Origin of the sequence: Aquitalea sp. USM4 (assembly GCF_004328945.1) — a bacterium.
Taxonomy (GTDB): Bacteria; Pseudomonadota; Gammaproteobacteria; order Burkholderiales; family Chromobacteriaceae; genus Aquitalea; species Aquitalea pelogenes.
Genome location: NZ_CP029539.1, coordinates 2895107 through 2920528 on the forward strand (window position 1 = coordinate 2895107; position 25422 = coordinate 2920528).

18 protein-coding genes are annotated in these 25422 nt (G+C 61.3%); 12 read left to right on the top strand and 6 right to left on the bottom strand.

Annotated features, from left to right (window positions below; translation table 11 throughout):
• The first annotated feature begins 46 nt into the window (after nt 1-46).
• Nucleotides 47-1426: a NarK family nitrate/nitrite MFS transporter gene (locus tag DKK66_RS13380; protein WP_131358899.1), complete on the top strand. Its 1380-nt coding sequence runs from the start codon at nt 47-49 to the stop codon at nt 1424-1426.
• Nucleotides 1427-1585: 159 nt separating this feature from the next.
• Nucleotides 1586-3562: a methyl-accepting chemotaxis protein gene (locus DKK66_RS13385; protein WP_131358902.1), complete on the top strand. Its 1977-nt coding sequence runs from the start codon at nt 1586-1588 to the stop codon at nt 3560-3562.
• 94 nt (nt 3563-3656) lie between these two features.
• Here DKK66_RS13385 and DKK66_RS13390 read toward each other — a convergent pair whose 3' ends face one another.
• On the bottom strand, nt 3657-4190 hold the full coding sequence (locus DKK66_RS13390; protein WP_131358905.1) for a fimbrial protein: 534 nt from the start codon (nt 4188-4190) through the stop codon (nt 3657-3659).
• Between the two features lie 390 nt (nt 4191-4580).
• Between DKK66_RS13390 and DKK66_RS13395 the strand changes: the two genes are divergently transcribed.
• The 7 genes from DKK66_RS13395 to DKK66_RS20695 all read left to right on the top strand — a co-directional run bounded on the left by DKK66_RS13395 (nt 4581) and on the right by DKK66_RS20695 (nt 14508).
• The gene (locus DKK66_RS13395) at nt 4581-8270 is read left to right on the top strand and encodes a nitrate reductase subunit alpha (protein WP_131358908.1); all 3690 of its coding nucleotides are present in this window, start codon (nt 4581-4583) and stop codon (nt 8268-8270) included.
• Nucleotides 8267-9817: a nitrate reductase subunit beta gene (narH, locus tag DKK66_RS13400; protein WP_131358911.1), complete on the top strand. Its 1551-nt coding sequence runs from the start codon at nt 8267-8269 to the stop codon at nt 9815-9817. Before DKK66_RS13395 ends, narH begins: the two co-directional genes overlap by 4 nt.
• A 3-nt stretch (nt 9818-9820) precedes the next feature.
• A complete protein-coding gene (narJ, locus tag DKK66_RS13405) occupies nt 9821-10468 on the top strand; it encodes a nitrate reductase molybdenum cofactor assembly chaperone (RefSeq protein ID WP_089084550.1) in 648 nt (215 codons plus the stop codon).
• A gap of 57 nt (nt 10469-10525) precedes the next feature.
• On the top strand, nt 10526-11212 hold the full coding sequence (gene narI / locus DKK66_RS13410; RefSeq protein WP_131358914.1) for a respiratory nitrate reductase subunit gamma: 687 nt from the start codon (nt 10526-10528) through the stop codon (nt 11210-11212).
• Between the two features lie 505 nt (nt 11213-11717).
• A complete protein-coding gene (locus tag DKK66_RS13415) occupies nt 11718-12782 on the top strand; it encodes a GGDEF domain-containing protein (RefSeq protein ID WP_165494174.1) in 1065 nt (354 codons plus the stop codon).
• Between the two features lie 131 nt (nt 12783-12913).
• Nucleotides 12914-13810, top strand: a complete 897-nt coding sequence (locus tag DKK66_RS13420) for a DNA-3-methyladenine glycosylase (protein ID WP_165494175.1) — start codon at nt 12914-12916, stop codon at nt 13808-13810.
• Nucleotides 13807-14508, top strand: coding sequence for a methylated-DNA--[protein]-cysteine S-methyltransferase (locus tag DKK66_RS20695; protein WP_305015003.1), 702 nt, complete (start codon nt 13807-13809; stop codon nt 14506-14508). The genes DKK66_RS13420 and DKK66_RS20695 overlap by 4 nt, the downstream gene beginning before the upstream one ends.
• 9 nt (nt 14509-14517) lie before the next feature.
• On the opposite strand, the gene cls is transcribed toward DKK66_RS20695, so the two are convergent.
• Nucleotides 14518-15978 carry a cardiolipin synthase gene (cls, locus tag DKK66_RS13430; protein ID WP_207389782.1) on the bottom strand — a complete coding sequence of 487 codons (1461 nt, stop codon included), beginning with the start codon at nt 15976-15978 and terminating at the stop codon, nt 14518-14520.
• A gap of 99 nt (nt 15979-16077) precedes the next feature.
• Here cls and DKK66_RS13435 point away from each other — a divergent pair, with 99 nt between their 5' ends.
• Together DKK66_RS13435 and DKK66_RS13440 are read left to right on the top strand one after the other, a co-directional pair.
• Complete coding sequence (locus tag DKK66_RS13435; RefSeq protein ID WP_131358922.1) at nt 16078-16986, top strand: ion channel; 909 nt, start codon at nt 16078-16080, stop codon at nt 16984-16986.
• 126 nt (nt 16987-17112) lie between these two features.
• Entirely contained in the window at nt 17113-18036 is a 924-nt protein-coding gene (locus tag DKK66_RS13440; RefSeq protein WP_131358925.1) for a DUF808 domain-containing protein, read from the top strand.
• 1 nt (nt 18037) lies between these two features.
• On the opposite strand, the gene DKK66_RS13445 is transcribed toward DKK66_RS13440, so the two are convergent.
• Nucleotides 18038-18511 carry an Lrp/AsnC family transcriptional regulator gene (locus tag DKK66_RS13445; protein ID WP_045846266.1) on the bottom strand — a complete coding sequence of 158 codons (474 nt, stop codon included), beginning with the start codon at nt 18509-18511 and terminating at the stop codon, nt 18038-18040.
• 138 nt (nt 18512-18649) lie between these two features.
• Here DKK66_RS13445 and phhA point away from each other — a divergent pair, with 138 nt between their 5' ends.
• Nucleotides 18650-19543, top strand: coding sequence for a phenylalanine 4-monooxygenase (phhA, locus tag DKK66_RS13450; protein WP_045846267.1), 894 nt, complete (start codon nt 18650-18652; stop codon nt 19541-19543).
• Between the two features lie 82 nt (nt 19544-19625).
• Here phhA and DKK66_RS13455 read toward each other — a convergent pair whose 3' ends face one another.
• Genes DKK66_RS13455 through DKK66_RS13465 form a run of 3 tightly spaced genes read right to left on the bottom strand, consistent with a single transcriptional unit; the run spans nt 19626 to nt 25379 of the window.
• Nucleotides 19626-21527: a diguanylate cyclase gene (locus DKK66_RS13455; protein ID WP_131358929.1), complete on the bottom strand. Its 1902-nt coding sequence runs from the start codon at nt 21525-21527 to the stop codon at nt 19626-19628.
• Nucleotides 21520-22605, bottom strand: a complete 1086-nt coding sequence (locus tag DKK66_RS13460; RefSeq protein WP_131358932.1) for an HD domain-containing phosphohydrolase — start codon at nt 22603-22605, stop codon at nt 21520-21522. Before DKK66_RS13460 ends, DKK66_RS13455 begins: the two co-directional genes overlap by 8 nt.
• Entirely contained in the window at nt 22605-25379 is a 2775-nt protein-coding gene (locus DKK66_RS13465; RefSeq protein ID WP_131358935.1) for a PAS domain-containing hybrid sensor histidine kinase/response regulator, read from the bottom strand. Before DKK66_RS13465 ends, DKK66_RS13460 begins: the two co-directional genes overlap by 1 nt.
• Nucleotides 25380-25422: the final 43 nt, after the last annotated feature.

The window sequence follows — 25422 nt, forward strand, 5'->3', positions numbered from 1 at the left end:
AACCCCATTTTTGATTGATGGCCGAGTGGCCGTCAGGGAGGACGTGATGTCACATGTACTTAACCGGTGGGAACCGGAAAACAAGGAGTTCTGGCAGCAGGAGGGCAAGGCTGTTGCCCGGCGCAATCTGTGGATATCCATCCCCGCGCTGATGCTGGCTTTTGTCATCTGGCAGGTATGGAGCGTGGCAGTGCTGAACATGCCGAATATCGGCTTCAGCTACAGCCAGAACCAGCTGTTCTGGCTGGCTGCGCTGCCGGCACTGTCCGGTGCCACGCTGCGCATTTTCTACAGCTTCATGGTGCCGATTTTCGGTGGCCGCAAGTGGACGGCCATTTCCACCGCCAGCCTGCTGATTCCGGCTGTCGGCATCGGTTACGCAGTGCAGGACCCGAATACCAGCTACATCACCATGGTGGTGCTGGCCTTGCTGTGCGGCTTTGGTGGCGGCAATTTCAGCTCGTCCATGTCCAATATCAGCTTCTTTTTCCCCAAGGCGGAAAAAGGCACGGCGCTGGGTCTGAATGCCGGTCTGGGTAATCTGGGGGTGTCGCTGGTGCAGTTCGTGGTGCCGCTGGTGATTACCATGGGCGTGTTCGGTGCCTTTGGCGGCGAGCCGCAAGTGTGGGTGAAGGCGGCGGTGCACAAGAAAATGTGGCTGCAGAATGCCGGTTTTGTCTGGGTGCCCTTCATTGTGCTGTCTACTATTGCCGCCTGGCTGGGCATGAACGACATCGCCTCGGCGCGCGCTTCCTTTGCCGACCAGGTGGTCATTTTCAAGCGCAAGCACAATTGGCTGATGTGCTGGCTGTACATCGGCACCTTTGGTTCCTTCATCGGTTTCTCTGCCGGTTTCCCGCTGCTGATGAAAGGCCAGTTCCCGGATGTGGACCCCACCAAATACGTGTTCTATGGCCCGCTGGTGGGCGCACTGGCCCGTCCGGTAGGCGGCTGGCTGGCGGACAAGATTGGCGGTGCCAAGGTTACCCAGGCGGTATTCCTGCTGATGATGCTGGCGGTGGGCGGCGTGCTGGTGTTCTTGCCGCATGCAGGCCAGGGCGGCAGTTTCCAGGGCTTCTTTGCCATGTTCCTCTGCCTGTTTGCGCTGACCGGTGTGGGTAATGGTTCCACCTTCATGCAGGTGCCGGTGATCTTCCTCACCCTGCATCAGCGCCTGGCCGGCAAGGGCGAGGCGGCACAAAAGCAGGCACAGGCCGATGCCACGCGTGAAGCGGCGGCGGTGCTGGGCTTCTCCGGTGCCATTGGTGCTTATGGCGGTTTCTTCATTCCCAAGAGCTATGGCACCTCCATTTCCATGACCGGTGGCGTGGAGGCTGCGCTGTATGCCTTCATCCTGTTCTACGCCAGCTGCGTGCTGATCAACTGGTGGTTCTACGCGCGCAAGAATGCGGAGATTTCTTGCTGACATAGTGCCGGGCAGGAAAGCCCCGAGTATGGGGAAATCGGGGGAAGCTTGGATGTTTCCCCCTTTTTTTATTTTGAAGGCATATTTATTGCTAACAAGAACTTGCCTATGCTGTAAGGCGTTGCAACAAGCAATTAACCCCACGATTGTGAGGCCCACATGCTGTCCCGACTTTCGATAGCCAGCAGGCTTGGCCTGCTGATCATCCCTTTTGTGCTGGTGATTGCCGGTTTGGCTGCTGTGTTGTCGCTGGAAAAATGGGACAGCCTGTCACGCTTGCAAACCTCCGCCCGCCTGCTGAACGTGGCTGGCAAGGCCAGCAGCCTGATTCACCAGTTGCAGGCTGAGCGCGGCCTGAGCAATGGCTATCTGAGCAAGCCCGGTGGCAGTGTGCCGCCGGAGTTGCAAGCCGCCCGGCAGCAGACCGACAGCGTGCTGGCAGACTTTCACGCCAGTCTGGCGCAACTGCCGGATGCTGCTCAGGCAAACGCCGTGGACAATCAGGTGCATGCCTTGTTGCAGGGGCGTGGCAGCATTGACAGTCACGGGCAGCCCGCCGCGCAGATGTTTACCGCCTATTCGGACAATATCGGACAGTTGATCGGGCTGATTGCGGGGCTGACCGGAAGCAGCAGTGACACATCCTTGCTGCGGGATGCAGTGGCGCTGGTCAATCTGCAATGCCAGAAGGAGTATGCCGGGCGTGAGCGCGGTTTCATCAATGGCATGCTCAGCCGTGGCAGCCTGGACCAGGCGGCCTTGTTGCAGGCTGCCGGCTTGCAGGCAAAACAGCAGGCCTGCGCCAGCCAGTTGCAACTGGTGGCATCCGGGCAGTTGAAACAGCAGGCGCAGCAGGTGGATCAGTCCCCCGAAGCCGTTGCCGTGGCTGCCATGCGCAAGCAAATCATGGAAACCCCGGCCGGTCAGCCAACAGCGCTGAGTCCGGTACAATGGTTCGGTACGGCCAGTGCACAAATGGCCAATCTGAAAAAGCTGCAGGACACACTCTTGCAGCAACAGGATGAAAATGTGCAGCAACTGCTGCGTCAGGCCAGCTTCCAGCTGTGGTTCACCCTGCTGGGGTCTGCAACCACCATTCTGGTGCTGTCCTTGCTGGGGTGGGCCATCTACCACAGTGTGGAACGACCGATTTCCCGGCTGGAACAACTGATGAGTGGCATGAGCCGGGACTTCGATCTGTCGCGTCGTGCCGCGCTGTCCGGCAGTGATGAAGTCGCCCGCATGGGCCAGGCTTTCGACCACCTGGCAGACGCTTTTGCCGATACCCTGCGACAGGTCAAGTCCGAAGCACACCAGATGATGTCGGCAGCTCAGGCGCTGAATGATGTATCTGCGCGGGCGGCATCTACCGCCGAGGTGCAAAGCCGCTCTTCCATTGATATTGCGGCGGCTATCGAACAAATGTCGGCTGGCATTGCCGCGGTGACCGACAATGCCGAGCAAGCCATGCAAGTGGCGCAAGACATGCAGGGCTGTGTTGATGATGGCCGGCAGCGCATGCGCAGCACCGCCAGTGCACTGGGTGAAACCGCAGATGGCCTGACCAATACCGGCGAACGCGTTGACATGCTGCGCGACAAGTCCGAAGGAATACACAGCATCGTTACCGCCATTCGCGAGATTGCCGACCAGACCAATCTGCTGGCGCTCAATGCCGCCATCGAGGCAGCGCGGGCAGGCGAAATGGGGCGCGGCTTTGCCGTGGTGGCGGACGAAGTGCGCAAGCTGGCTGAACGTACCAGCAAGGAAACGCTGGACATTGCCGGACTGATTGAAGACATCCGCCGTGAAACCCGTGAAGTGGCCGAGCAAATGTCACAGGCCCGGCAACACATGCAAGACGGCATGGCCGAGGTGGACCTGACCGTGGCCGACCTGGCCATGATTCACGGCAAAGCCAGCGATACCGCCGACAAGAGCCGCAACACCACGCTGGCCATGCAGGAACAGACCGCCGCCAGCAATGACGTGGCCACCAATGTCAGCAAGATTGCTGCGCTGTCGGAAAATAATGCCCAAATCGTGCAGGAGGCGGCTGCGCTGTCCGGCCAGCTTAACCGTACCGCCAGCAAGATGGTGGAACTGGTCGACCGCTTCCAGCACACCAGCCATTAACAGCACTCCAATTTCCGTTGCAGGGCGGATTGATTGCCGACCTGACAAGGTGTCGCAGCCTGCTGGATGTACTACTGCCTGGCAATCAGCTGTATTACTGGTACTGCACGGTGTAATTCACGTTTGCGCTGACGGTACCCGCTGTTGCCTGGCCATTGGCGTAGTAGCGTGCCAGGTAATGCAGGGTCGCACTGCCGCTACTGATGGAAAATGCTGTTCCGCTACTGCCGAATGTAGTGCTGGTTTGTCCGATGGGAATGTGCGTGCTTGAGCTTGTGTTGTAGATGGCAACATCCACATTGCTGGCTGTTCCCGAATTGACCAAGCGACCAGCAGCGGTGACATTGGCGTCATTTTCAAACCAGATGGCAGCCTGTGTCGCTGAACCGGTGCAGCCGCTAAGAGAAATGGAAAACGGGGTTGCACCTGCGGTAGCCAAGCTGGCGGCCAGTGCTTTGGTCGAGATGGGCGGCAAACTGATGGAACCATTGTTTCCGCTCCCCGCGACACTAATGGTGCAAGTGGAAGTAGATACCTGGCCCGTGAATGAAATTGTGCCGTCAGAAGCGTGTGCTTGAGTCATGAATCCTGTGCAAGCAAGTAGAAGGGCAATGGATGTGCGCTGCATGGTACTGTACCTTTAGGTGGGTTTCCCGATATCTCGCAAAACATAATTCACACATTTTTTAGCAGTTGTTGTTAATAACGCATTGTTTTGCAAGTATTTTATCTATAGCAAGATTTTCCGGAATTGAAATAAATCTGGTATTTGGTACAGGTGCAATCAGGCCAGTCATCCTTGATGGATGATTCTGCTGGTTCTCATCTGCACCATTTGGCTGCCCGTCTAGTCCTGTCTACTCCCAATGGCTTAGCCAGCCTCCTCACTCTGCTTTGCCCGCTTGCCACCTGCGGCGAATGGGCGTCCTTGTTGCCCGGATTTAATCTGTCCAGCGTAAGCAATGTCTGCGCGGCGCGGCCGCGGCACCGCATCTGGCGGTAAAAACTCGGAGGCAAGATGAGCCACTTTCTGGACAGACTGAATTTCCTTGGCAAGGTGAAATCCACCTTTGCCGATGGCCATGGCGCGGTGGTGAATGAAGACCGCCAGTGGGAAAACGCCTATCGCCAACGCTGGCAGCACGACAAGATCGTGCGTTCCACCCACGGGGTGAACTGCACCGGCTCCTGTAGCTGGAAGGTGTATGTCAAAAACGGGCTGATTACCTGGGAAACCCAGCAAACTGACTATCCGCGCACCCGGCCGGACCTGCCCAACCACGAACCGCGTGGCTGCCCGCGTGGCGCTTCGTACAGCTGGTATGTGTACTCGGCCCAGCGGGTGAAATACCCGATGATCCGTGGCCGTCTGGCCAAGCTGTGGCGCGAAGCGCGCAAGAGCATGGGCCCGGTACAAGCATGGGAGCACATCAGCCAGAACCCGGAACTGGCCAAGCAGTACAAGAGCAAGCGCGGCCAGGGCGGTTTCGTGCGCGCCAACTGGGATGAAGCCAACGAAATCATCGCGGCCTCCAATGCCTACACCATCAAGAATTACGGCCCGGACCGCGTGGTGGGCTTCTCGCCGATTCCGGCCATGTCCATGGTGTCCTACGCTGCGGGCAGCCGTTACCTCAGCCTGATCGGCGGCGTGCCGCTGTCCTTCTACGACTGGTATTGCGACTTGCCGCCGGCCAGCCCGCAAATCTGGGGCGAACAGACCGACGTGGCCGAATCGGCCGACTGGTACAACTCCACCTACCTGATGGTGTGGGGCTCCAACATCCCGATGACCCGTACCCCGGACGCCCACTTCTATACCGAAGTGCGCTACAAGGGCACCAAGACCGTGGCCGTTTCCAGTGACTTTGGCGAAATGGCCAAGTTCGGCGACATCTGGCTGGCGCCGAAGCAGGGTACCGATGCCGCACTGGCCATGGCCATGGGTCATGTCATCTTCAAGGAATTCCACCTCGACAAGCCGTCGGCCTACTTCACCGACTACATCCGCCGCTACACCGACATGCCGATGCTGGTGACGCTGCGCAAGGATGGCGAACGCTATGTGCCGGACTACTTCCTGCGTGCCAGCCATCTGGCAAACAACCTCAACGAAGACAACAACCCGGAATGGAAGACCCTGGTATTCGACGAAACCAGTGGCGACATCGTGGCTCCCACCGGTTCCATCGGCTTCCGCTGGGGGCAAAGCGGCAAGTGGAACCTGCAACAGCATGACGGCAGCACTGGCCGCGAGGTATCGGCCCGTCTGTCGCTGATTGAAAACCGTGACGAAGTAGTTGGCGTCGGCTTCCCTTACTTTGGTGCCGAACACGAAGAACTGCTCACCCGCAATGTCCCGGCGCGCAAGGTGGTGCTGGCTGATGGCAGCACTGCACTGGTGGCCACGGTATTCGACCTGATGGCAGCCAACTACGGTATCGACCGTGGCCTGGGCGGCGGCAATGTCACCAATGACTACATGGCCGACGTGCCGTACACCCCGGCCTGGCAGCAAAAGCACACCGGCGTGAAGCCGGAAATGGTGATCCAGGTAGCGCGCGAATTCGCCCAGAACGCCGACCAGACCCACGGCAAATCCATGGTGATTGTCGGTGCTGCGCTCAACCACTGGTATCACATGGACATGAGCTACCGCGGCATCATCAACATGCTGATGCTGTGTGGCTGTATCGGCCAGAGCGGTGGTGGCTGGTGCCACTATGTGGGCCAGGAAAAGCTGCGTCCGCAAACCGGCTGGGCACCGCTGGCCTTTGCCGGTGACTGGGTGCGTCCGTCACGCCAGATGAACGGCACCAGCTTCTTCTACGCCCATACCAGCCAGTGGCGGCATGAAAAGCTGGGCATTAATGAAATCCTGTGCCCGACGGCCGACGGCAAGATGGCCAACATGAGCCTGATCGACTACAACGCCAAGGCCGAACGCATGGGCTGGCTGCCGTCTACCCCGCAGCTGACCACCAACCCGCTGGACATCACCCGCGCCGCCAAGGCGGCTGGCAAGGACGCCATTCCGTTTGCCGTGGACAGCCTGAAAAACGGCACGCTGGACATGTCCTGCAACGACCCGGACAACCCGAAGAACTTCCCGCGCAATATGTTTGTGTGGCGTTCCAATATCCTGGGCAGCTCCGGCAAGGGCCACGAATACTTCCTCAAATACCTGCTGGGCACCCAGAACGCGGTGATGGGCAATGAGGAAGACTGCATCAAGCCGACCGAAATCACCGTGCGTCCGGCGGTGGAAGGCAAGCTGGACTTGCTGGTGGTGCTGGACTTCCGCATGTCCACCACCTGCCTGTACGGCGACATCGTGCTGCCGACCGCCACCTGGTACGAGAAGGACGACCTCAACACCTCCGACATGCACCCCTTCATCCACCCGCTGTCCGAAGCCGTACAGCCGCTATGGCAGGCCAAGTCGGACTGGGAAATCTACAAAGGCTTTGCCAAGAAGATTTCCGAAATCGGCAAGGACTACCTGGGCGTGCAGCAGGACTTGGTACTCACCCCGCTGATGCACGACACCCCGCAGGAACTGGGCCAGCCGTTTGACCCGCGTGACTGGAAGAAGGGCGAGTGCGAGCCGGTGCCGGGCAAGACCATGCCGGCCATGACCGTAGTAGAGCGCGACTACGGCGCCATCTACGACAAGTTCACCTCCATCGGCCCCTTGCTGGAAAAAGTGGGCAATGGCGGCAAGGGCATCAGCTGGAAAACCGGCCACGAAGTGGACATCCTGCGCGGCCTGAACCATACCGTGGCCGAGGGCGCGGGCAAGGGCCAGCCACGGCTCAATACCGCCATCGATGCGGCCGAGATGATTCTGACCCTGGCACCGGAAACCAATGGCCATGTGGCGGTGAAAGCCTGGGAAGCCTTGTCCAAGGTAACCGGTATCGACCACACCCATCTGGCTCTGCCGCGCGAGCATGACAGCATCCGCTTCCGCGACGTGCAGGCGCAGCCGCGCAAGATCATTTCCTCGCCGACATGGTCTGGCCTGGAAAGCGAAGAAGTCAGCTACAACGCCGGCTACACCAATGTGCACGAGCTGATTCCATGGCGCACCATCACCGGCCGCCAGCAGTTCTATCAGGATCACCAGTGGATGCGCGCTTTCGGCGAGGGTCTGTGCGTGTTCAAGCCGCATGTGGACCTGAAAACCACCCAGGCCATCCTGGGCAAGAAGTCCAACGGCAACCACGAGCTGGTGCTCAACTTCATCACCCCGCACCAGAAATGGGGCATCCACAGTACCTATTCGGACAACCTGCGCATGCTGACGCTGTCGCGTGGCGGCCCGCATGTATGGGTATCGGAAGTGGACGCCAAGAAGGCCGGCATCGTCGACAACGACTGGATCGAAGTATTCAACGTCAACGGCACGCTGACTGCCCGTGCGGTGGTATCGCAACGCGTGCCGGAAGGCATGACGCTGATGTACCACGCCCAGGAAAAAATCGTGAACGTGCCGGGCGCGGAAACCAGCGGCAAGCGCGGCGGCATCCACAACTCGGTGACCCGTGCGGTGACCAAGCCGACGCACATGATTGGCGGTTACGCCCAGCTGTCCTGGGGCTTCAACTACTACGGCACGGTGGGTGCCAACCGTGACGAATTCGTCATCGTGCGCAAGATGAAAAAAGTTGACTGGATGGATCTGCCTGCAGGAGAAGACAAATGAAAATCCGTGCACAAATCGGCATGGTGCTGAACCTGGACAAGTGCATTGGCTGCCATACCTGTTCAGTCACCTGCAAGAACGTCTGGACCAGCCGCGACGGTGTGGAATACGCCTGGTTCAACAACGTGGAAAGCAAGCCCGGCGTCGGCTACCCCAAGGACTGGGAAAACCAGGAAAAATGGCAGGGCGGCTGGGAACGCAAACCCAATGGCAAGCTGGTGCCCAAGCAGGGCGGCAAGATGCGCATTCTGGCCAATATCTTTGCCAACCCCAACCTGCCGGCCATTGACGACTACTACGAGCCCTTTACCTTCGATTACGAGCACCTGCAGAACGCGCCGGAAATGCAGACTCCGCCGACGGCCCGCCCGGTATCGGTGCTGACCGGCAAGAAGATGGACAAGATCGAATGGGGCCCCAACTGGGAAGACGACCTGGGTGGCGAGTTCTCCAAGCGCAGCAAAGATGCCCTGTTTGAAGGCATCCAGAAAGAAATGTACTCGGCCTTCGAGAACACCTTCCTGATGTATCTGCCGCGCCTGTGCGAACACTGCCTCAACCCGGCCTGTGTCGCCTCCTGCCCGTCCGGCTCCATCTACAAGCGCGAAGACGACGGCATCGTGCTGATCGACCAGGACAAGTGCCGTGGCTGGCGCATGTGTGTGTCCGGCTGCCCGTACAAGAAGATTTACTACAACTGGACCAGCGGCAAGGCCGAGAAGTGCATCTTCTGCTACCCGCGTATCGAGGCCGGCCAGCCGACCGTGTGCTCGGAAACCTGCGTAGGCCGCATCCGCTACCTGGGCGTGCTGCTGTACGATGCCGACCGCATCGAAGCCGCTGCCAGCGTGGAAGACCCGAAGAGCCTGTACGAAGCGCAGCTGGGCGTGTTCCTCGACCCGAACTCGCCGGAAATCCAGGCCGAGGCCCGCAAGCAGGGCATTCCGGAAGCCTGGATCAGCGCCGCACAGAATTCGCCGGTGTACAAGATGGCCATGGAATGGAAAGTAGCCTTCCCGCTGCATCCGGAATACCGCACCCTGCCCATGGTGTGGTACATCCCGCCGCTCTCTCCCATCCAGAGCGCGCTGGAAAACGGCCTGATCGGTGAAAACGGCATCATTCCGGACGTAAAAGACCTGCGCATCCCCATCCGCTATCTGGCCAACCTGCTGACCGCAGGCAAGGAGGAACCGGTGGTGAGCGCACTGGAAACCATGGTGGCCATGCGTCGTTACATGCGCAAGAAGAGCGTGGAGAAGGTGAGCGATGCGGCCACCTTGCGCGGTACACATCTGAAACCGGCCCAGGTGGAAGAAATGTACCAGGTGATGGCGATTGCCAATTACGAAGACCGTTTCGTGATTCCGTCCAGCCACAAGGAAATGGTGGAAAACACCTTCGACGACAAGGCCAGCTGTGGCTTCACCTTCGGCAATGGCTGCTCCGGCGGCACGTCCGAATCCAGCCTGTTTGGCAAGAAGAAGGCCACCCCCATCGTGTTCCACGACATGCGGCGTGACCGCAAGGCCAACGCCGGGAGCTAAGCCATGAACCAGTCATTGTTCAAGATTGCCTCGGCACTGCTGTGCTATCCGGAGCCCGAGTTGCTGGCGGCGCTGGATGACATCCGCAGCGCGCTGCAGGCCAGCCCCACCGCAGCCAGCATGCTGGAACCGCTGCTGGCGCAGCTGGAGGGCAGCGATCTGATCGCGCTGCAGGAAGGCTATGTGCAGACTTTCGACCGTAGCCCGTCGCACTCGCTGCACCTGTTCGAGCATGTCCATGGCGAGGACCGCGCCCGCGGTCAGGCCATGGTGGACCTGATGGAAGAGTACAAGGCCCACGGTTTCGAGCCGGTCTGCGCCGAGCTGCCCGACTACGTGCCGCTGTTCCTGGAGTTCCTGTCGCAGTGCGAGGCAGAAGAGGGCAGCCGCCTGCTGGGCGACGCGGTGCATGTGCTGGGCCATATCGCCGGCAAGCTGCGCGAGTCGTCCTCGCCCTATGCCGGGGTGCTCGACCTGCTGGTGTGGCTGTCGCCGGTCGCACCGGAGCCCTTGAGCGTGCCGCCCATCCGCGACATGGACGAGCTGCTGGAAACCTTTGGCCCCGGGGCGGATGGCAGCGAGCCGCTGCTCAAACCCGCCATGCCGGCCATTGCTCCGGTCAATTTCTACCCGTCGCGACCCGGCGCCTGAATCTGCCCGTTTCCGGCCGCCCTGTGACAGGCAGGCCGGAACAGCAAGGAGAGAGATATGGACTATCTGCATCAATTCGTTTTCGGGATTTATCCCTACATCGCGCTCAGCATCTTTTTGCTGGGCAGCCTGATGCGCTTTGAGCGCGAACAGTACAGCTGGAAGAGCGAATCCTCCCAGCTGGTGTATCGCGGTAATCTGCGCCTGGGCAACATCCTGTTCCACATCGGCGTGCTGGGCCTGTTCTTCGGCCATCTGGTGGGCCTGCTGACTCCGTTGTCGGTATGGGAAACTTTGGGCGTCACCCATAGCTTCAAACAGGTATTCGCCATGACGGCCGGCGGCATCATGGGTTCGCTGGGCCTGATCGGCCTGCTGATCCTGCTGCATCGCCGCCTGAGCAACCAGCGTCTGGCTGCCAACACCACCTGGCGCGACAAGCTGGTGCTGCTGTGGCTGCTGGCTACGCTGGTACTGGGCCTGTGCACCATTGCCGTGTCCGCCCAGCATCTGGACGGCCACGAAATGGTGCTGCTGATGACCTGGGCGCAGCATGTCGTCACCTTCCGTGGCGATGCCGCACAGTACATCGTGGCCGCGTCCCCCATCTTCAAACTGCACCTGTTCATGGGGATGAGCGTGTTCGTCATCTTCCCCTTTACCCGTCTGGTGCATGTATGGAGCGGCTTTGGCGCGCTGGCCTATCTGGGCCGCGCCTGGCAGCTGGTGCGCCCGCGCGCCTGATGTCTGTATCCGGATTTTTGCTTGACCAAGGCCCTGCGGGGCCTTTTTTCATGGACTTCCTGTTCTGCAATGAGGTGGGCTGCTATACCGGAAATTCATCTGTAGCAGCTGCTGCTTGCCGGCTGGTGTTGTCTGTCAGTCCACGTTCACCGTGCTGTCAGACTGGCATGTTAAAACAGGCCTGCTGCAGCAGCCGGATGAAATGATCAGGACTTGCCGTCGGTCAGCACTGCTGGCTAGGTCGATGGCATGAATACTGTTAGTATTTGATCGAATCAATGAATACAGCTGTTCTTTTGATTTGAAAGTATCGGGGAAGGTCTGCAGCTTGCTGTACCAATCCGGCATTGAACGCGCTGTATGGCTGGGGCATTGCCAGTGCCACCACGCTACTGTCAGTTGTCCTTGCCAGCTTGTTTCCTGCCGCATGCATGCTTTGCCTGACCCGCCATGTTGTGTCGCCAGTCGACAGACTGACGGCTTGTTGTCCAGCAGAGCCATCACCATGAACAGCAATTACAAAGCCACCGAGGCGGACTACTACCATTACATGCGCGGCAGGTTGTTCAGGCCGGTGGTGTTTCTGGAGAGCGCCGGCATCGTCTTCATCATTGCCAGCTTTGTCATGAACCCCTATCTGGCTACCGGACTGGGTAATACCGAAGCCATGCTGCTGGCTGCCATCATCCTGGTGGGACTGGTCAAGGCCCTGTCGCCCAGCGTGCTGGTGTGGCGTGCCGGAACCATTGCCTATTCGGTATTGCTGACCCTGATTTTTGCGCTGGAAGTAAAAAGCATGGCCGGTCCGGGTGACCCTTTCATCGTTCCCATCATCATTACCATCTGGTTTTACAACTCCTTTGTCACCCCCTCCCGGCACGACTGCCTGGCCATACTCAGCCTGACCGGTGCCTCGGCCTTTTACATCTGCGGCCTGGGCCCGGCAGCCAGCATGTCACCCACCTTGTTTGCCTTGCTGGTGTTCGGTGTGTTCGTGGTGGCCATCACGCTGAACCAGACCATGCAGAACAATATGTACTCCATGTTCTTCATGCAGGACGAATTCCGCCGTCTGGCCGAAATCGATCCGCTGACCCGCATTCCCAACCGGCGTTCGCTGTTTGCCCGGCTGGATGAACGCGCACCGGCCAGCAAGGGCCAGCATTGGTACTGGGTGCTGATTGACCTGGATGACTTCAAGCAGATCAACGACAGCCACGGCCATGCCGTGGGGGACCAGGTACTGGTGTGCTTTGCCGACCTGCTGGAGCGCATGAGCAAGCCGGGCTGCCCGGGTCGTATCGGTGGCGAGGAGTTCGGCTTGCTGCTGTGCCGCTCGTCGGCCACGGAGGTCAGTCAGCTGCTGGAACAATTGCAAGCCGCCGCCGCAGATGCCAGGCCTGATGGCGTGGCGTTCAGCTTCAGCGCGGGCGTGGCGGTGTTTTCCGAGGGCATGGCCACCAACGAGGTATTACGCGCGGCGGACCAGGCCATGTATGCGGCCAAGCGCATGGGCAAGCGTCGGGTGGTGTTTGCTGGTGATCTGGCGGAAACCGCCCTGACAGTCTGAGCGCAACAAGCGGCAGCCTGCATCCCTTGATTCCAGCGCAAGATGCAAGGTGCCAGCGTCCGTCATCTGCGCGATAATCGCGCCAGCGCGGCACCGTTGGCCGCATGGCCGGAGCAAACATGCAGCAGGTGGTGGAACACGCATTTGGGATTGCCTTGCCGGCGGATTATCACGCTGCCAGCGTGCTGGCCTATCATGGCCGCGACCCGGCAGGCCCGGCCGAACGGCTGCAAGCGCAGCACCTGCGCAAAGGCGTGCTGCTGCACGGAGCTGCGGTGGAATTGCAGCTGCGTTTCAGCCCGGACCGCTTGCATGTCAGGGTGAGTGGTGCGGCCAGTCATGACTGGCCTGCCTTGTTGCCGCAGGTTCAGCAGGCGGTACGCCGCATGGCCGGGCTGGATGGCCAGCGCGATGCCTGGATGACATTGGCCCGCCAGCAGCCGGATGCCGCCCGCCTGCTGGCAGGCAAACCCGCATTGTGGCTGCCACTGACAGCCGAACCGTTTGAAGCCTTGTGCTGGGCCATCATCGGCCAGCAGATCAACCTGTCCTTTGCCACAGCGCTCAGGCGCAGCCTGATTCAGCTCTCTGGCGTGCCGATTGCCGGCAGTGATTTGCTGGCCCACCCCGGCCCGGCCCAGGTGGCCGCGCTGTCTGCCGAACAGCTGACGGCGCAGCGTTTTTCCCGTTCCAAGGCCAATTATCTGCTGGGTGCCGCCCACGCCGTGCTGGATGGCAGCCTGCCGCTGGATGCGCTGTCCGGCCTTGCTGCGGCCGAAGCGGAGCGCTGTTTGCTGGCCCTGCATGGCGTGGGGCCGTGGACGGCGCGTTATGTGATGCTGCGCGGCCTCGGGCTGGCCGATTGTGCGCCCATTGGCGACAGTGGCCTTGCCACCGCCTTGCAGCGCTTTCATGCGCTGCCCGCCCGGCCCGATGCCCGCCAGACCGAGCAGCTGATGCAAGTCTTTTCCCCTTGTCGCAGCCTGGCCACCCTGCATTTGTGGGCCAGCCTGACGGAGCATGCATGAAACCCGAGATACCCGATCTGTTCAGCCAGGATGCGCCTGACGTGTCCGGCCTGTCCGTGCCCGCGTCACGCGCAGCCGCGCCATTGTTTGCCCAGGGCAGCTTGTGGGATGGCCAAGGTGGTACGACCCACCCAGCGTCCGCCAGTCCGCAAGCAGAAGAGGACAGCATGACGGCCCTGAGCGTGCCGCCCAATGCAGCCTGCCACGGCGTGGTGGATACCCGCTTCGGTCCCGCCATGGTGTGGCTGGACTTGCAAGGCCGCCTGCTGCGGCTGGATTTTCATCTGGAACAGGAAATGCAGCGGGCGGTGTTGTCCGGCAGCCGGCGCGACGATGCCGCGGTGGCCGAAGTGGCGCGCCAGCTGCATGAATACCAGCGCGGCGAGCGGCGCAGTTTTGATATCCCGCTGGCCGCGCATGGTACGGATTTCCAGCAGGAAGTGTGGGCGGCGCTGTGCCGGATTCCCTACGGCCAGACCATGAGTTATGGCGAACTGGCACTGGCGCTGGGCAAGCCCGGTGCTGCCCGCGCGGTGGGGCGGGCCAATGCGACAAACCCGATTGCGCTGATCGTGCCCTGCCACCGGGTGCTGGGGGCAGATGGCAGCCTCACCGGCTATGCCGGCGGTCTGCCGCTGAAAGCCGCCTTGCTGCGCTTTGAGCAGGAAAACACCGTACCCGGCCTGTTTGCTGGCTGAGGCACCGCCTTACAGCAAGGGCCCCAGCATGGCGACCGCATTGTTCCACAACCGTCGCCACAGCGGCCAGGCGCTTACCTGTTCCGGGCTTACCAGGCTGCAATGCTGCAGGTATTGCTGCTGCCGCTGGCGCAAGGCTGTGGTGAGTGCCCGGTCGTGGCACAGCAGATTGTTTTCGTAGTTCAGCTCGAAACTGCGCCGGTCCAGATTGGCCGAGCCGATCAGGCAGAGGTCCTCGTCCACCGCCAGCAGCTTGCTGTGCAGCAAGCCGCCGTGATATTCGGCAATCACCACACCGGCGGCCAGCAGCTCGGCGTAATAGCTGCGGCTGGCGGCACTCACCACCAGCGAATCGTTGCGGGCCGGCAGTTGCAAGGTGGTGGCCACCCCGCGCTGGGCCGCAGCGCACAGTGCCGATTGCAAGGCCTCGTCCGGCACATAGTAGGGGGTGGTGATGGTCAGGCTGCGCTGTGCGCTGTACATCAGCGCGACAAACAGTTCCGGCATGGCCGAATGGCGCGCGGTGGGGCCGGTGCCTATCACCTGGGCCAGCACGCCGGGACCTGAACTGTCCTGTGGCGGCAGTGGCGTGGCGCTCAAGAGCGGTAGCAGGTCTTCATGGGTGGCCAGCATCCAGTCAGTGGCAAACAGCCGCTGCATCTGCTGTACCACCGTGCCTTCCACCCTGATCACCGCATCCACCCAGGGGGCAAAGCGCGGCTTGATGCGGAATTCCGGGTCGGCACAGTTCTGGCTGCCGCAGTAGCCGGTGTAATGGTCTATCACCACGATCTTGCGGTGATTGCGCAGGTCTATCCGCCCGCTGAACGGGCGCAGCAAGGGGTTACCCACCGGCAGGGCCGCCGCCGCTTTCACGCCGGCGTCTTTCATCTGTTGCCACAGGGCGGAGCGCAACAGCAGGCGCGAACCCACATCATCCACCAATACCCGGCAGCTGAGGCCACGTTGCGCCGCGCGCATGAGGGCCTGGGCTACCCGGCTGCCGTTGTTATCCGGCAGCCAGATATAAAAAAGAAGATGCACATGCTGCTGCGCGGCATCAATGTCCGCCACCAGGCTGTCTATGGTGCTGTTGCTGTCAGCCTGCAATGCGGCCCGGTTACCCGCGCTGGGGGCAAAGCCGCTGATGGACTGGCCCACGCGAAACAGCTGCGCCGCAGTGGGGGATAGCGCGCTTAAAGGGACAGTCTGCGGCAAGGCGGGCAGGGCAGGCAGCCGCTGCTGGATGCGCGCCAGCCTGGCCATGCGGCGGCGGCCTATGCTTACTTCACCCAGCAGCAGATAGGCCAGCATGCCTATCACCGGCATGGTGGCGACGACGACGGTCCAGGCTACCCGTGCGGCCGGGTCGCGGTTGGGGCGCAGCAGCACGCGCATGATCAGCAGCAGTTGCAGGCTGACATGCAGCAGGACGATGAGGGTGGCGGAGGCAGGCATGCGTTCCATCATGCCAGAGCCTGGCCGGCAGCGTCCAAAGCGCATGGCGGCCTGCATTGACGTCGCCATGGGCGCTGCACACAATGGCGGCTCACAGCAGGAGGGTGGAATATGGGTAGAGCAGGGGGCAAGGGCCGGCAGCTGGAGGTGGGCGGGCGCATCATTCATGTGCATCGCTTGCCGCTGAAACTGGGGCACGACATTTACCACGTGGCCATGACCATGAGCTGGCCGCAGTTTTACGTGGCCATTGCCGCGCTGTTTTTTGTGCTCAACATGCTGTTTGCCAGCTTGTACCAGTTGGGCGAGGCCAGCATTGCCAACCAGTTTCCGCGCGATTTCTGGGGTGCGTTTTTCTTCAGCGTGGAAACCCTGGCCACCGTGGGTTACGGCGACATGCACCCGCAAACGGTGTACGCCCACATCATCAGCATGCTGGAAATCTTCATCGGCATGATGAGCCTGGCGCTGGTGACCGGCGTGACCTTTGCCCGTTTTTCCCTGCCGCGCTCGCGCATCGTGTTTGCCCGGAATCCGGTCATCCGCCAGATGGATGGCGTGACGGTGCTGATGCTGCGGGCCGCCAATGCCCGGCAGAATGTCATCGTGGATGCCACCGCCCAGCTGCATGTGCTGTTTGATACCGTCAGTCGCGAGGGCACCCGCCTGCGCCGCCTGCACGACCTCAAGCTGCAACGTCAGCACCATCCCATGTTCGTGCTCAGCTGGACGCTGATGCATGTGATCGACGAGCACAGCCCACTGTACGGGCTGGATGCGGATGCGCTGGCCGGGCTGCATGCCGGTTTCATCCTCTCCATCAGCGGCAGCGATGAAATCACCCGCCAGAGCATGGCCTCACGCCATGTGTTCCGTCACGACGACATCCGCTGGAACCACCAGTACCAGGACTTGCTGTACACCGATGAACAGGGCGAAGACCATGTCGATTTCGGTCTGCTGCACGCCATCTCCCCCATGCCTGCCAGTCCGTCATCGCAGGATGCTCCCGGCATGTGATTCCCCGCTGCCTTGCTTCCGCTACAATGACACGGCCTGTCGCTCAGGACGGTCGGCCTCGATGCCGACTGCCAATAACAGCGGCGGTCCACCGGGCCAGCCGCATCAGGAAGTGAAGGAAAATTCATGGCGGGAGCCAGTCTGTTAACCTTGATTGATGATATTGCCACCGTGCTGGACGATGTGGCGGCCATGACCAAAGTGGCCGCGCGCAAGACCGCCGGGGTGCTGGGGGATGACCTGGCGCTGAATGCCGAGCAAGTGGCCGGCGTGCGCGCCGAACGCGAATTGCCGGTGGTATGGGCGGTGGCGCGGGGGTCCTTGCGCAACAAGGCCATCCTGGTGCCGCTGGCACTGGCGCTCAGCGCCTTTGCACCGTGGGCGGTGATGCCCTTGCTGATGCTGGGCGGGGTTTATCTTTGCCTGGAGGGCATGGAAAAGCTGGCGCATCCGCTGCTGCACGGCAAGGAGGAAGAAGCCGCCCATGATGCCGAACTGGACGCCATGCTGGCTGACCCGGCCATCGACCTGCTGCAGCTTGAAGCGGAAAAAGTAAAGGGTGCCATCCGGACCGATTTTGTCCTGTCGGCGGAAATCATCGCCATCACACTGGGCACGGTGGCATCGGCGGCCTTTAGCTCGCAACTGGTGGTGCTGGTGGGCGTGGCCTTGATCATGACCGTGGGCGTATATGGTTTTGTCGGCCTGCTGGTGAAGCTGGACGATATCGGCCTGTTCCTGCTGCGCCGTGGCGGTGCCTTCAACAGCCTGATCGGACGCGGGCTGATCCAGGGCATGCCCTGGCTGATGAAGGCACTGGCGGTGATTGGCACTGTGGCCATGTTCATGGTGGGTGGCGGCATCATCAGCCATGGCTGGCCCTGGTTGCACCACGCCATCGAAGGCCTTGTGCACCCGCTGTCGCACCTGCCGGGTGTCGGTGCTTTGGCCCGCCTGCTGTTGCCCGCCATTCTGGATGTGCTGGTGGGCATCCTGGCCGGTACGCTGGCGCTGGGTGTGCTGCTGTCCTGGCAGCGCCTGCGCCGCTGATTCAGCTGCGCGTGTGTGGCAGTGGCAGTTTGCTGGTGTGCTTGATGGCGTCCAGGATGATGGTGGACTTCACGCTGCGCACCAGCGACAGCTGCATCAGCCGGTTCATCACAAAGCGCGACAGCGAGGGCAGGTCCTCCACCACGATGCGCAGCAGGTAATCCGCCTCACCTGCGGTGGCATAGCACTCCAGCACTTCCGGCAGCGCGTGGATGGCCTGGGCAAATTCGCGCAAGGCGCTTTCGTTGTGCCGCTCCAGGCTGACGTGGGCAAAGGCCATCACCGACAGGCCTATCCGGTCTGGCAGGATATTCACCTGATAGCCCTGTACCACCCCGTTTTCTTCCATGCGTTGCAGGCGGCGTCCTATCTGCGATGCCGACAGCGGAATCTCTTGTGCCAGCTTCTGGTGCGTGCTGCGTGCATCCTGCTGCAAGGCTTGCAGAATCTGCCAGTCAAAGCGGTCCAGTTCCATTTTTGCTGATTTCCTGCGTAAATTGACGGTTTGGTGCGGGAAGTATGCAAAAAAAATGCATTATTGGCAAAACTTGCGGACCTGCCGCAGGCGCTGGCTTCTACACTGAAGACATCCCCACCTACCGGATGTGCCGCCATGAACGAGCGCAGCGATTTTGTCGTTCCCGACATCACCACCCGCAAAAACCTGGGCCTGACCCACGATGCGGCCGATTACACCCTGCCGCAGCCGCTGGAGCGCTACAGCGCGGCCGACCACGCCACCTGGGCCACGCTATACCAGCGCCAATGCGCGATGCTGCCGGGCCGGGCCTGTGACGAGTTCATGCAGGGCTTGCAGCAACTGGAAGTGGACGCCGACCGCGTGCCGGACTTCGCCGTGCTTAACCAGAAGCTGCTGGCAGCCACCGGCTGGCGCATTGTGGCGGTGCCGGGGCTGATTCCGGATGATGTGTTTTTCGAGCACCTGGCCAACCGCCGCTTTCCGGTGACCTGGTGGCTGCGCGAACCACACCAGCTGGACTACCTGCAAGAGCCGGACGTGTTTCATGACCTGTTCGGTCATGTCCCGCTGCTGATGAACCCGGTATTTGCCGATTACCTGCAAGCCTATGGCCAGGGTGGCATGAAGGCCAAGCACCTGGGCTTCCTGCCGGTGCTGGCACGCTTGTACTGGTACACGGTGGAGTTCGGCCTGATCAACACGCCGCAGGGCATGCGCATTTACGGTGCCGGCATCGTGTCCAGCAAGTCCGAGTCGCAATACTGCCTGGATAGTGCCAGTCCCAACCGGGTCGGCTTCGACCTGCAACGGCTGATGCGTACCCGCTATCGCATCGACACCTTCCAGAAAACCTATTTTGTCATCGACAGCTTCCAGCAGCTGTTTGATGCCACGGCGGTGGACTTCACCCCCATCTACCAGCAGCTGTTGCAACAGCCGGTACTGGGTGCCGGGGACATCGCCCCGGACGACAAGGTGTTCCAGCGTGGTAATCGCGAAGGCTGGGCGGACACCGACGACCTGTAATCAGCTGCCGGTTTTGCCAGCCATAAAAGGACAAGGGCCAGCGCCGTGACGGCAGCTGGCCCTTGTCATGTACCGCGTGGTGTCAGGGGGCCGCTTCCACCCGGTTGCGGCCGGTGCGCTTGGCGCGGTACAGCGCCTGGTCTGCACTCTTGATCAGCGCTTCCACCGACTTGTGCTGTGCCTGGTTTTCCGCCACGCCGATGCTCACCGTCAGCGACAGCGACAGCCCGGCCGTCACCAGATTGCGGCTGGCCAGCGTGGCGCGGATGCGCTCGGCCACCTGGATGGCGGTAGGCAGCCGGGTATCGGGCAGGATGATGAGGAATTCCTCACCGCCAAAGCGGCAGATGATGTCGGTACGACGGCAGAACAGCCGCAGGATGCCGGCAAATTGCTGCAGGATGTTATCGCCCACATCGTGGCCGTGTTCATCGTTCACCACCTTGAAGTGGTCGATGTCCAGCATCAGTGCCGACAAGGGCTGTTGCGCCAGCCGCGCTTCTTCCCAGATTTGCGGCAGATAGCGCATGGCATAGTGACGGTTGTACAGGCCGGTGAGACCATCGGTCTGGGCGGCTTCCTGTGCCAGCCGGTTATCGATGGACAGCTCTTCCAGATGACGGCGCAGGCGGGCCTGTTCCTGGCGCAGGTTTTGCTGCTCCAGAATGATGCGCTGCCCGGCCTTGAGCCGCGCTTGCAGGATGCGCGGCGGTATCGGCTTGCTGATGAAGTCGTCCGCGCCGCTGCTGAACACGGCTGCCAGATTGTCCTCGTCATCCAGAATGGTCAGCACGATGATGTACAGCTGCCGTCCGTCTGGCAGGGCGCGCAGGCGGCGGATCAGCTCCATGCCATCCATTTCCGGCATGGCGAGGTCGGTAATCACCAGTTGCGGCGGCTGTTTTTGCACCAGCTCGAATGCTTCCTGACCGTTGGCGGCAACATCCACCTGATGGCCGAGGATCTGCAGCAGCCGCTGCAGCATCATGCGCTGGCTGGCTTCATCCTCCACCACCAGGATATGCAGCGGTGGCAGTTCTTCTTCCGCACCCGCGGGCTCAACTGGTGCAGGCTGGCGGCGTTCCAGCAGCGAGAAGGACTCCTGCCTTGGCGTGCTGATGGACAGCTGGGCGCTCCAGTCGCGCCATTCCTGCACCACCTCGTCGCACAGCCGTGGAAAATGCGTCGGGTCGACTTCCAGCCGGCAGGCCTGCTTTTTCAGTTCTTCATAGCCATGTGCCCGGGCCTGCCCTTCCAGCAGGCAGACATCGGCCAGACGGCTGGCCAGATGCAGGCACAGTGCCAGCCTGCCGGCACGTGAGTGTTCCGCCACATCCACCGGCGGCAGGTCTTCATGCTGGCGTACTGCATCGCAGAACATGGCCGGCAGGCCCCAGTCGCGCAGCAGGGCGCCGGCAATGTCCAGATGGTGGTAGCCGAAGCGGCTTTCTTCCTGGCGTGTCATCCCCCGTGCATAAGGGTTGCCCTGTGCCTGGATCAGCGCGCCATACTCGACCGGATGCAAGGTGGCCATGGCCAGCTGGCCAATGGAGGACAGGATGCCGATGGTAAACAGCTCGCCTGGCGGCGCAATGCGCAACTGCTGACCCAATAGCTGCATGGCGGCACCACAGGCTAGCGCACGCGACCAGTGCAGGTTGTAGTCGAATTGCTGGCATTCGCCACGGTGGTGTTCCGCCACCAGGGCAAAGGTGAGGGCAATCTGGCGTACCGCATTCAGGCCGATGGACATCAGCACATCCGGCGTCAGCGCCACCGCCGGGCGGCTGCGTACGAAGGAGGCGGAGTTGGCCAGCTTGAGCAGGCGGCCAATCATCACCGGGTCGGTATTCAGCACGGCAATCAGCTCGGGCAGCGGCACATTGTTGTGCTCGCTCAACTCCATGATTTTCAATACCGTGCCCTTGGGCGAGGGCAGATTACCGCTGATTTTCAGTTCGTTGAACTTGCTGGCCTCAAGCATACGGCGCTCCGGGTGGCGTTTGCGGCGTGCTGAACAGCTCTTGTTCGTCGGCGTATTGCTGGCGGATGTTCATGACTTCGGGCCACAGGGCAAACAGCGCTTCGACACAGGCCGGGTCGAAATGACTGCCCTTGTTGCTTTCAAGGTAGTGCCTGGCTTTTTCCAGTGGCCAGGCTGGTTTGTAGGGGCGTGAGGAGGTGAGGGCGTCAAACACATCCGCCACCGCCACGATACGGCCCCATAAGGGAATGTCCTCGCCGCGCAGGCCATGCGGATAGCCGCTGCCATCGTATTTTTCGTGATGGCTCAGTGCCACTACGGCGGCGCATTGTAGCAAGGGGGAGACGGAGCCATTGAGAATTTCATGCCCGAACAGCGGATGCTGGCGCATGATGGCCATTTCAGCTTCGGTCAGCCTGCCGGGTTTTAGCAGGATGGCATCCGGAATGCCCACCTTGCCGATATCGTGCATGGGGGCGGCTTCCTGCAGCATTTCCTGTTCGGACTGGGACAGGCCCAGCTGGCGGGCAATCAGCCGGGTATAGGCCGACATGCGCAACAGGTGGGCGCCGGTTTCCGGGTCGCGGTATTCCGCTGCGCGCGACAGGCGCAGGATGGCTTCTTTCTCCCGGGCACGGATTTCCGCCGTGGCCAGTTTGACTTCTTCCATCAGCCAGGCCGCACGGTTGGCCAGTTGCTGGCTGCTTTTGCGCAGTGCCAGCAGGTTGCGCACCCGTACCGTCAGTTCCACCTTGTCCACCGGTTTGGTGAGGAAATCCCGCGCGCCCTGTTGCAAGGCCAGGTGACGTACATCGCGTTCGGTATCGGCGGTAACCATGACTACCGGCACATCCTGCCGTTGCGGCAGGGCAAAGAAGCGGCGCATGAATTCCAGCCCGTCCATCTCCGGCATCATGTAGTCCAGCAAGACCAGGTCCGGTTCCTGCTCGGCACACCAGGCCAGTGCCAGTTGCGGGTCGGCAAAGGTGTCCACCGTGACGCCTTCTAGCCGTTGCAGGATATGGCGTAGCAGCAAGAGGTTGGTGTCGTTGTCGTCCACCACGATGACGTGGGACATCAATCATCCTTTCCGTACGCGGCAATGAAGGCCAGCAGGTCTTCCATTTCGGTTTCAATCTGTGCGGCAATGTGCCGGATTGCATCCGGCTTGCCATCCAGCGCGGCGGCATGCAGTTGACCGGCCAGCGAGGCCAGGGCATCGGCCCCGACATTGGCGGCACTGCCCTTGAGCTCGTGCGCCAGTTGCCGCAGTCCCTGTCCGCCATGACGCATGTCCAGCCGCAGGCGCTCGCGCCAGCGTTGCAGCGAGTCACGGAAGATATCCAGCATTTCGGCAATGCCTGCCGGGTCGTCGCCCAGAAACTCGGTCAGGCGCTGCACGGTCAGGCTGCCTTGTACCTGGCCACGCGGTGTATTTACTGTGGTGGCCGTTGCGGTGGCTGGGCCAGCCTGTTGGGGCAGCCAGTGTTCCAGCAGGGTTTTCAGTCTGGCGTATTCGATGGGCTTGGCCAGATAGTCGTCCATGCCGGCGGCCAGACACAGTTCCCGATCGCCTTCCATGGCATTGGCGGTCATGGCGATCACCGGCAGGTGCCCACCTTGTGCCGACTCGCTTTCCTGTCGGCGCAGTTGTCGCGTGGTGGCGTAGCCATCCATCCCCGGCATCTGGCAGTCCATCAGGATGGCATCATAATGCCGCTGTGCTATTGCGGCCAGCGCTTCGTTTCCGTCGCTCACTACATCCACGCCATAGCCCAGCTTGTGCAGCATGCTGGCGGCCACGCGCTGGTTCACCGGGTTGTCTTCGGCCAGCAGCAAATGGTGATGGCGCTGCGCGCTGGCAGTCTGCGTGACCTGGCTGTTGCTCACTTCCGGGGTGTGCAGGCGGATGGTGCCAGGTGCCCATTGAATGGTCAGTGCATCCAGCAGCGCAGATTGCTTCATCGGCTTGTGCAGCACGGCAATGCCTTGCTGGGCCAGGCTGGTCTTGCGCTGGTTGTCTTGTCCTTGCAGGCAGACCACCAGCGGGATGCCTTCCACCGCCAGGGTTTGTGCTGCCTGCTCCAGCGTGGCATCCGGCAAGGGTTCCACCAGCAGCAGCACATCGGGCTTGCTACCGGCGGCATCCAGTCGGCGCAGGGTTTCCAGCAGACTTGCCAGGCTGTCGGCGCAGTGGTGCGGTATGGCCCAGCTGTCCAGATAGTGATGCCACGGGGATTGCTGACAGGCATTGTCGCCAGCCAGCAGCACCAGGTGCTGGTCAAGCTGCGGGCCTGCCAAGAGGCAGCTGTCACCCTTGATGGCATGCAGCGGGATGCTGATCCAGAATTCCGAGCCTTGGCCCAGCGTGCTTTCCACCCCGATGCTGCCACCCATGGCCTCGGCCAGCCGTTTGCAGATGGCCAGTCCAAGGCCGGTGCCGCCGTATTTGCGCGTGGTGGAGCTGTCGGCCTGGGAGAAGGGCAGGAACAAGCGGCTTCTGGCCTGATCGGACAGGCCGATGCCGGTGTCCTTGACGCACAGCCGCAGCTGCTTGTCGTCATCGCTGCCTTCGACGGTGGCGGAAACCAGCACCATGCCCTGTTCGGTGAACTTGATGGCATTGGACAGCAGGTTCAGCAGGATCTGGCGCAAGCGGGTAGGGTCGCCTTGCAGGCTGTCCGGTACTTCCGGCGTGGCAAAGCTGGCCAGGGTCAGGCCCTTGCCATGTGCCTTGTTGGCCAGGATGTCCACCGTGCCTTCCAGCAGCTGGCGCAGGGAGAAATCGATGGTTTCGATTTCCAGCCCGTCAGCTTCAATCTTGGAGAAGTCCAGGATGTCGTTGATGATGGACAGCAGGGTGTCGGCGGACATCTTGATGGTGCGGGCAAAGTCGGATTGCTCGGCATCCAGCGGGGTGTCCATCAGCAGGTCTATCATGCCGATTACCCCGTTGAGCGGCGTGCGGATTTCATGGCTCATGGTGGCCAGGAATTCGCTTTTGGCCCGTGCGGCGGCTTCGGCTGCGCGCGTGGCCTGCAGCATTTCCTGTTCGCGCAGGCGCAGGGCGCTGACATCGGCAAAGGTGGTGACACTGCCCACCATCTGGCCTTCCAGCAGCAAGGGAGTGTTGCTCACCCGCACCGCCACCATGCTGCCATCCTTGCGGAAGAACACTTCATCGCTGGAGTGATAGGTACTTTTCTGGCGCACTGCGTCGTAGATCGGGCAGTCTTCCACAGACAGTGGCGCACCGTCAGCACGGTGGTGGTGAATGTGCTCGTGCACGTTCTTGCCGTGCAGCTCTTCCAGCTGCCAGTGCAAGATGCGTTCGGCCTGCTGGTTCATGTAGGTCAGCAGCCCGTCCGTGTCCATGGCGATGATGCCATCGTCCATATTGTCCAGCAGGGTGGACAGCCACAGTGCCTGTTTCTTTTGTGCGGTCAGATCGCGCAACACCACCTGCACACCATGACCGGGCAAGGGAAAAAAGCAGGCCTGCATCGACAGTGCCTGGCCCATGCGGTCGTGCATCACCAGCGCAATGGCTTGTGGTGTCTGGCCTGTTTGCAAGCGTTGGCACTGGGTGCGGAATGCCGTGCGGCTATCCTCGGCCAGCAAAGGGTAGATGTTGAGCGCGCCCAGTTCCGACGCGCAATAGCCCAGGCTTTCCAGCCAGGCTTGATTGGCGTGCAGCAGTTGTCCGTCCTGCCGGCAGGCGAGTATCAGGTCGCCCAGTTGCTCCAGCTGTTGCAAGGCGGCTTGCTGAAAGTCGAAACCTGCCGCCGGTGCAGGTGCCGGGCCGGTTTCGGCGCGTGTTGTGGTATCGGGCTGTCTGTTTTGTTCTTGCACGGCCAGCGGTGCTCCACCTGGGTTTATCAGGCAAGGGTTGTCA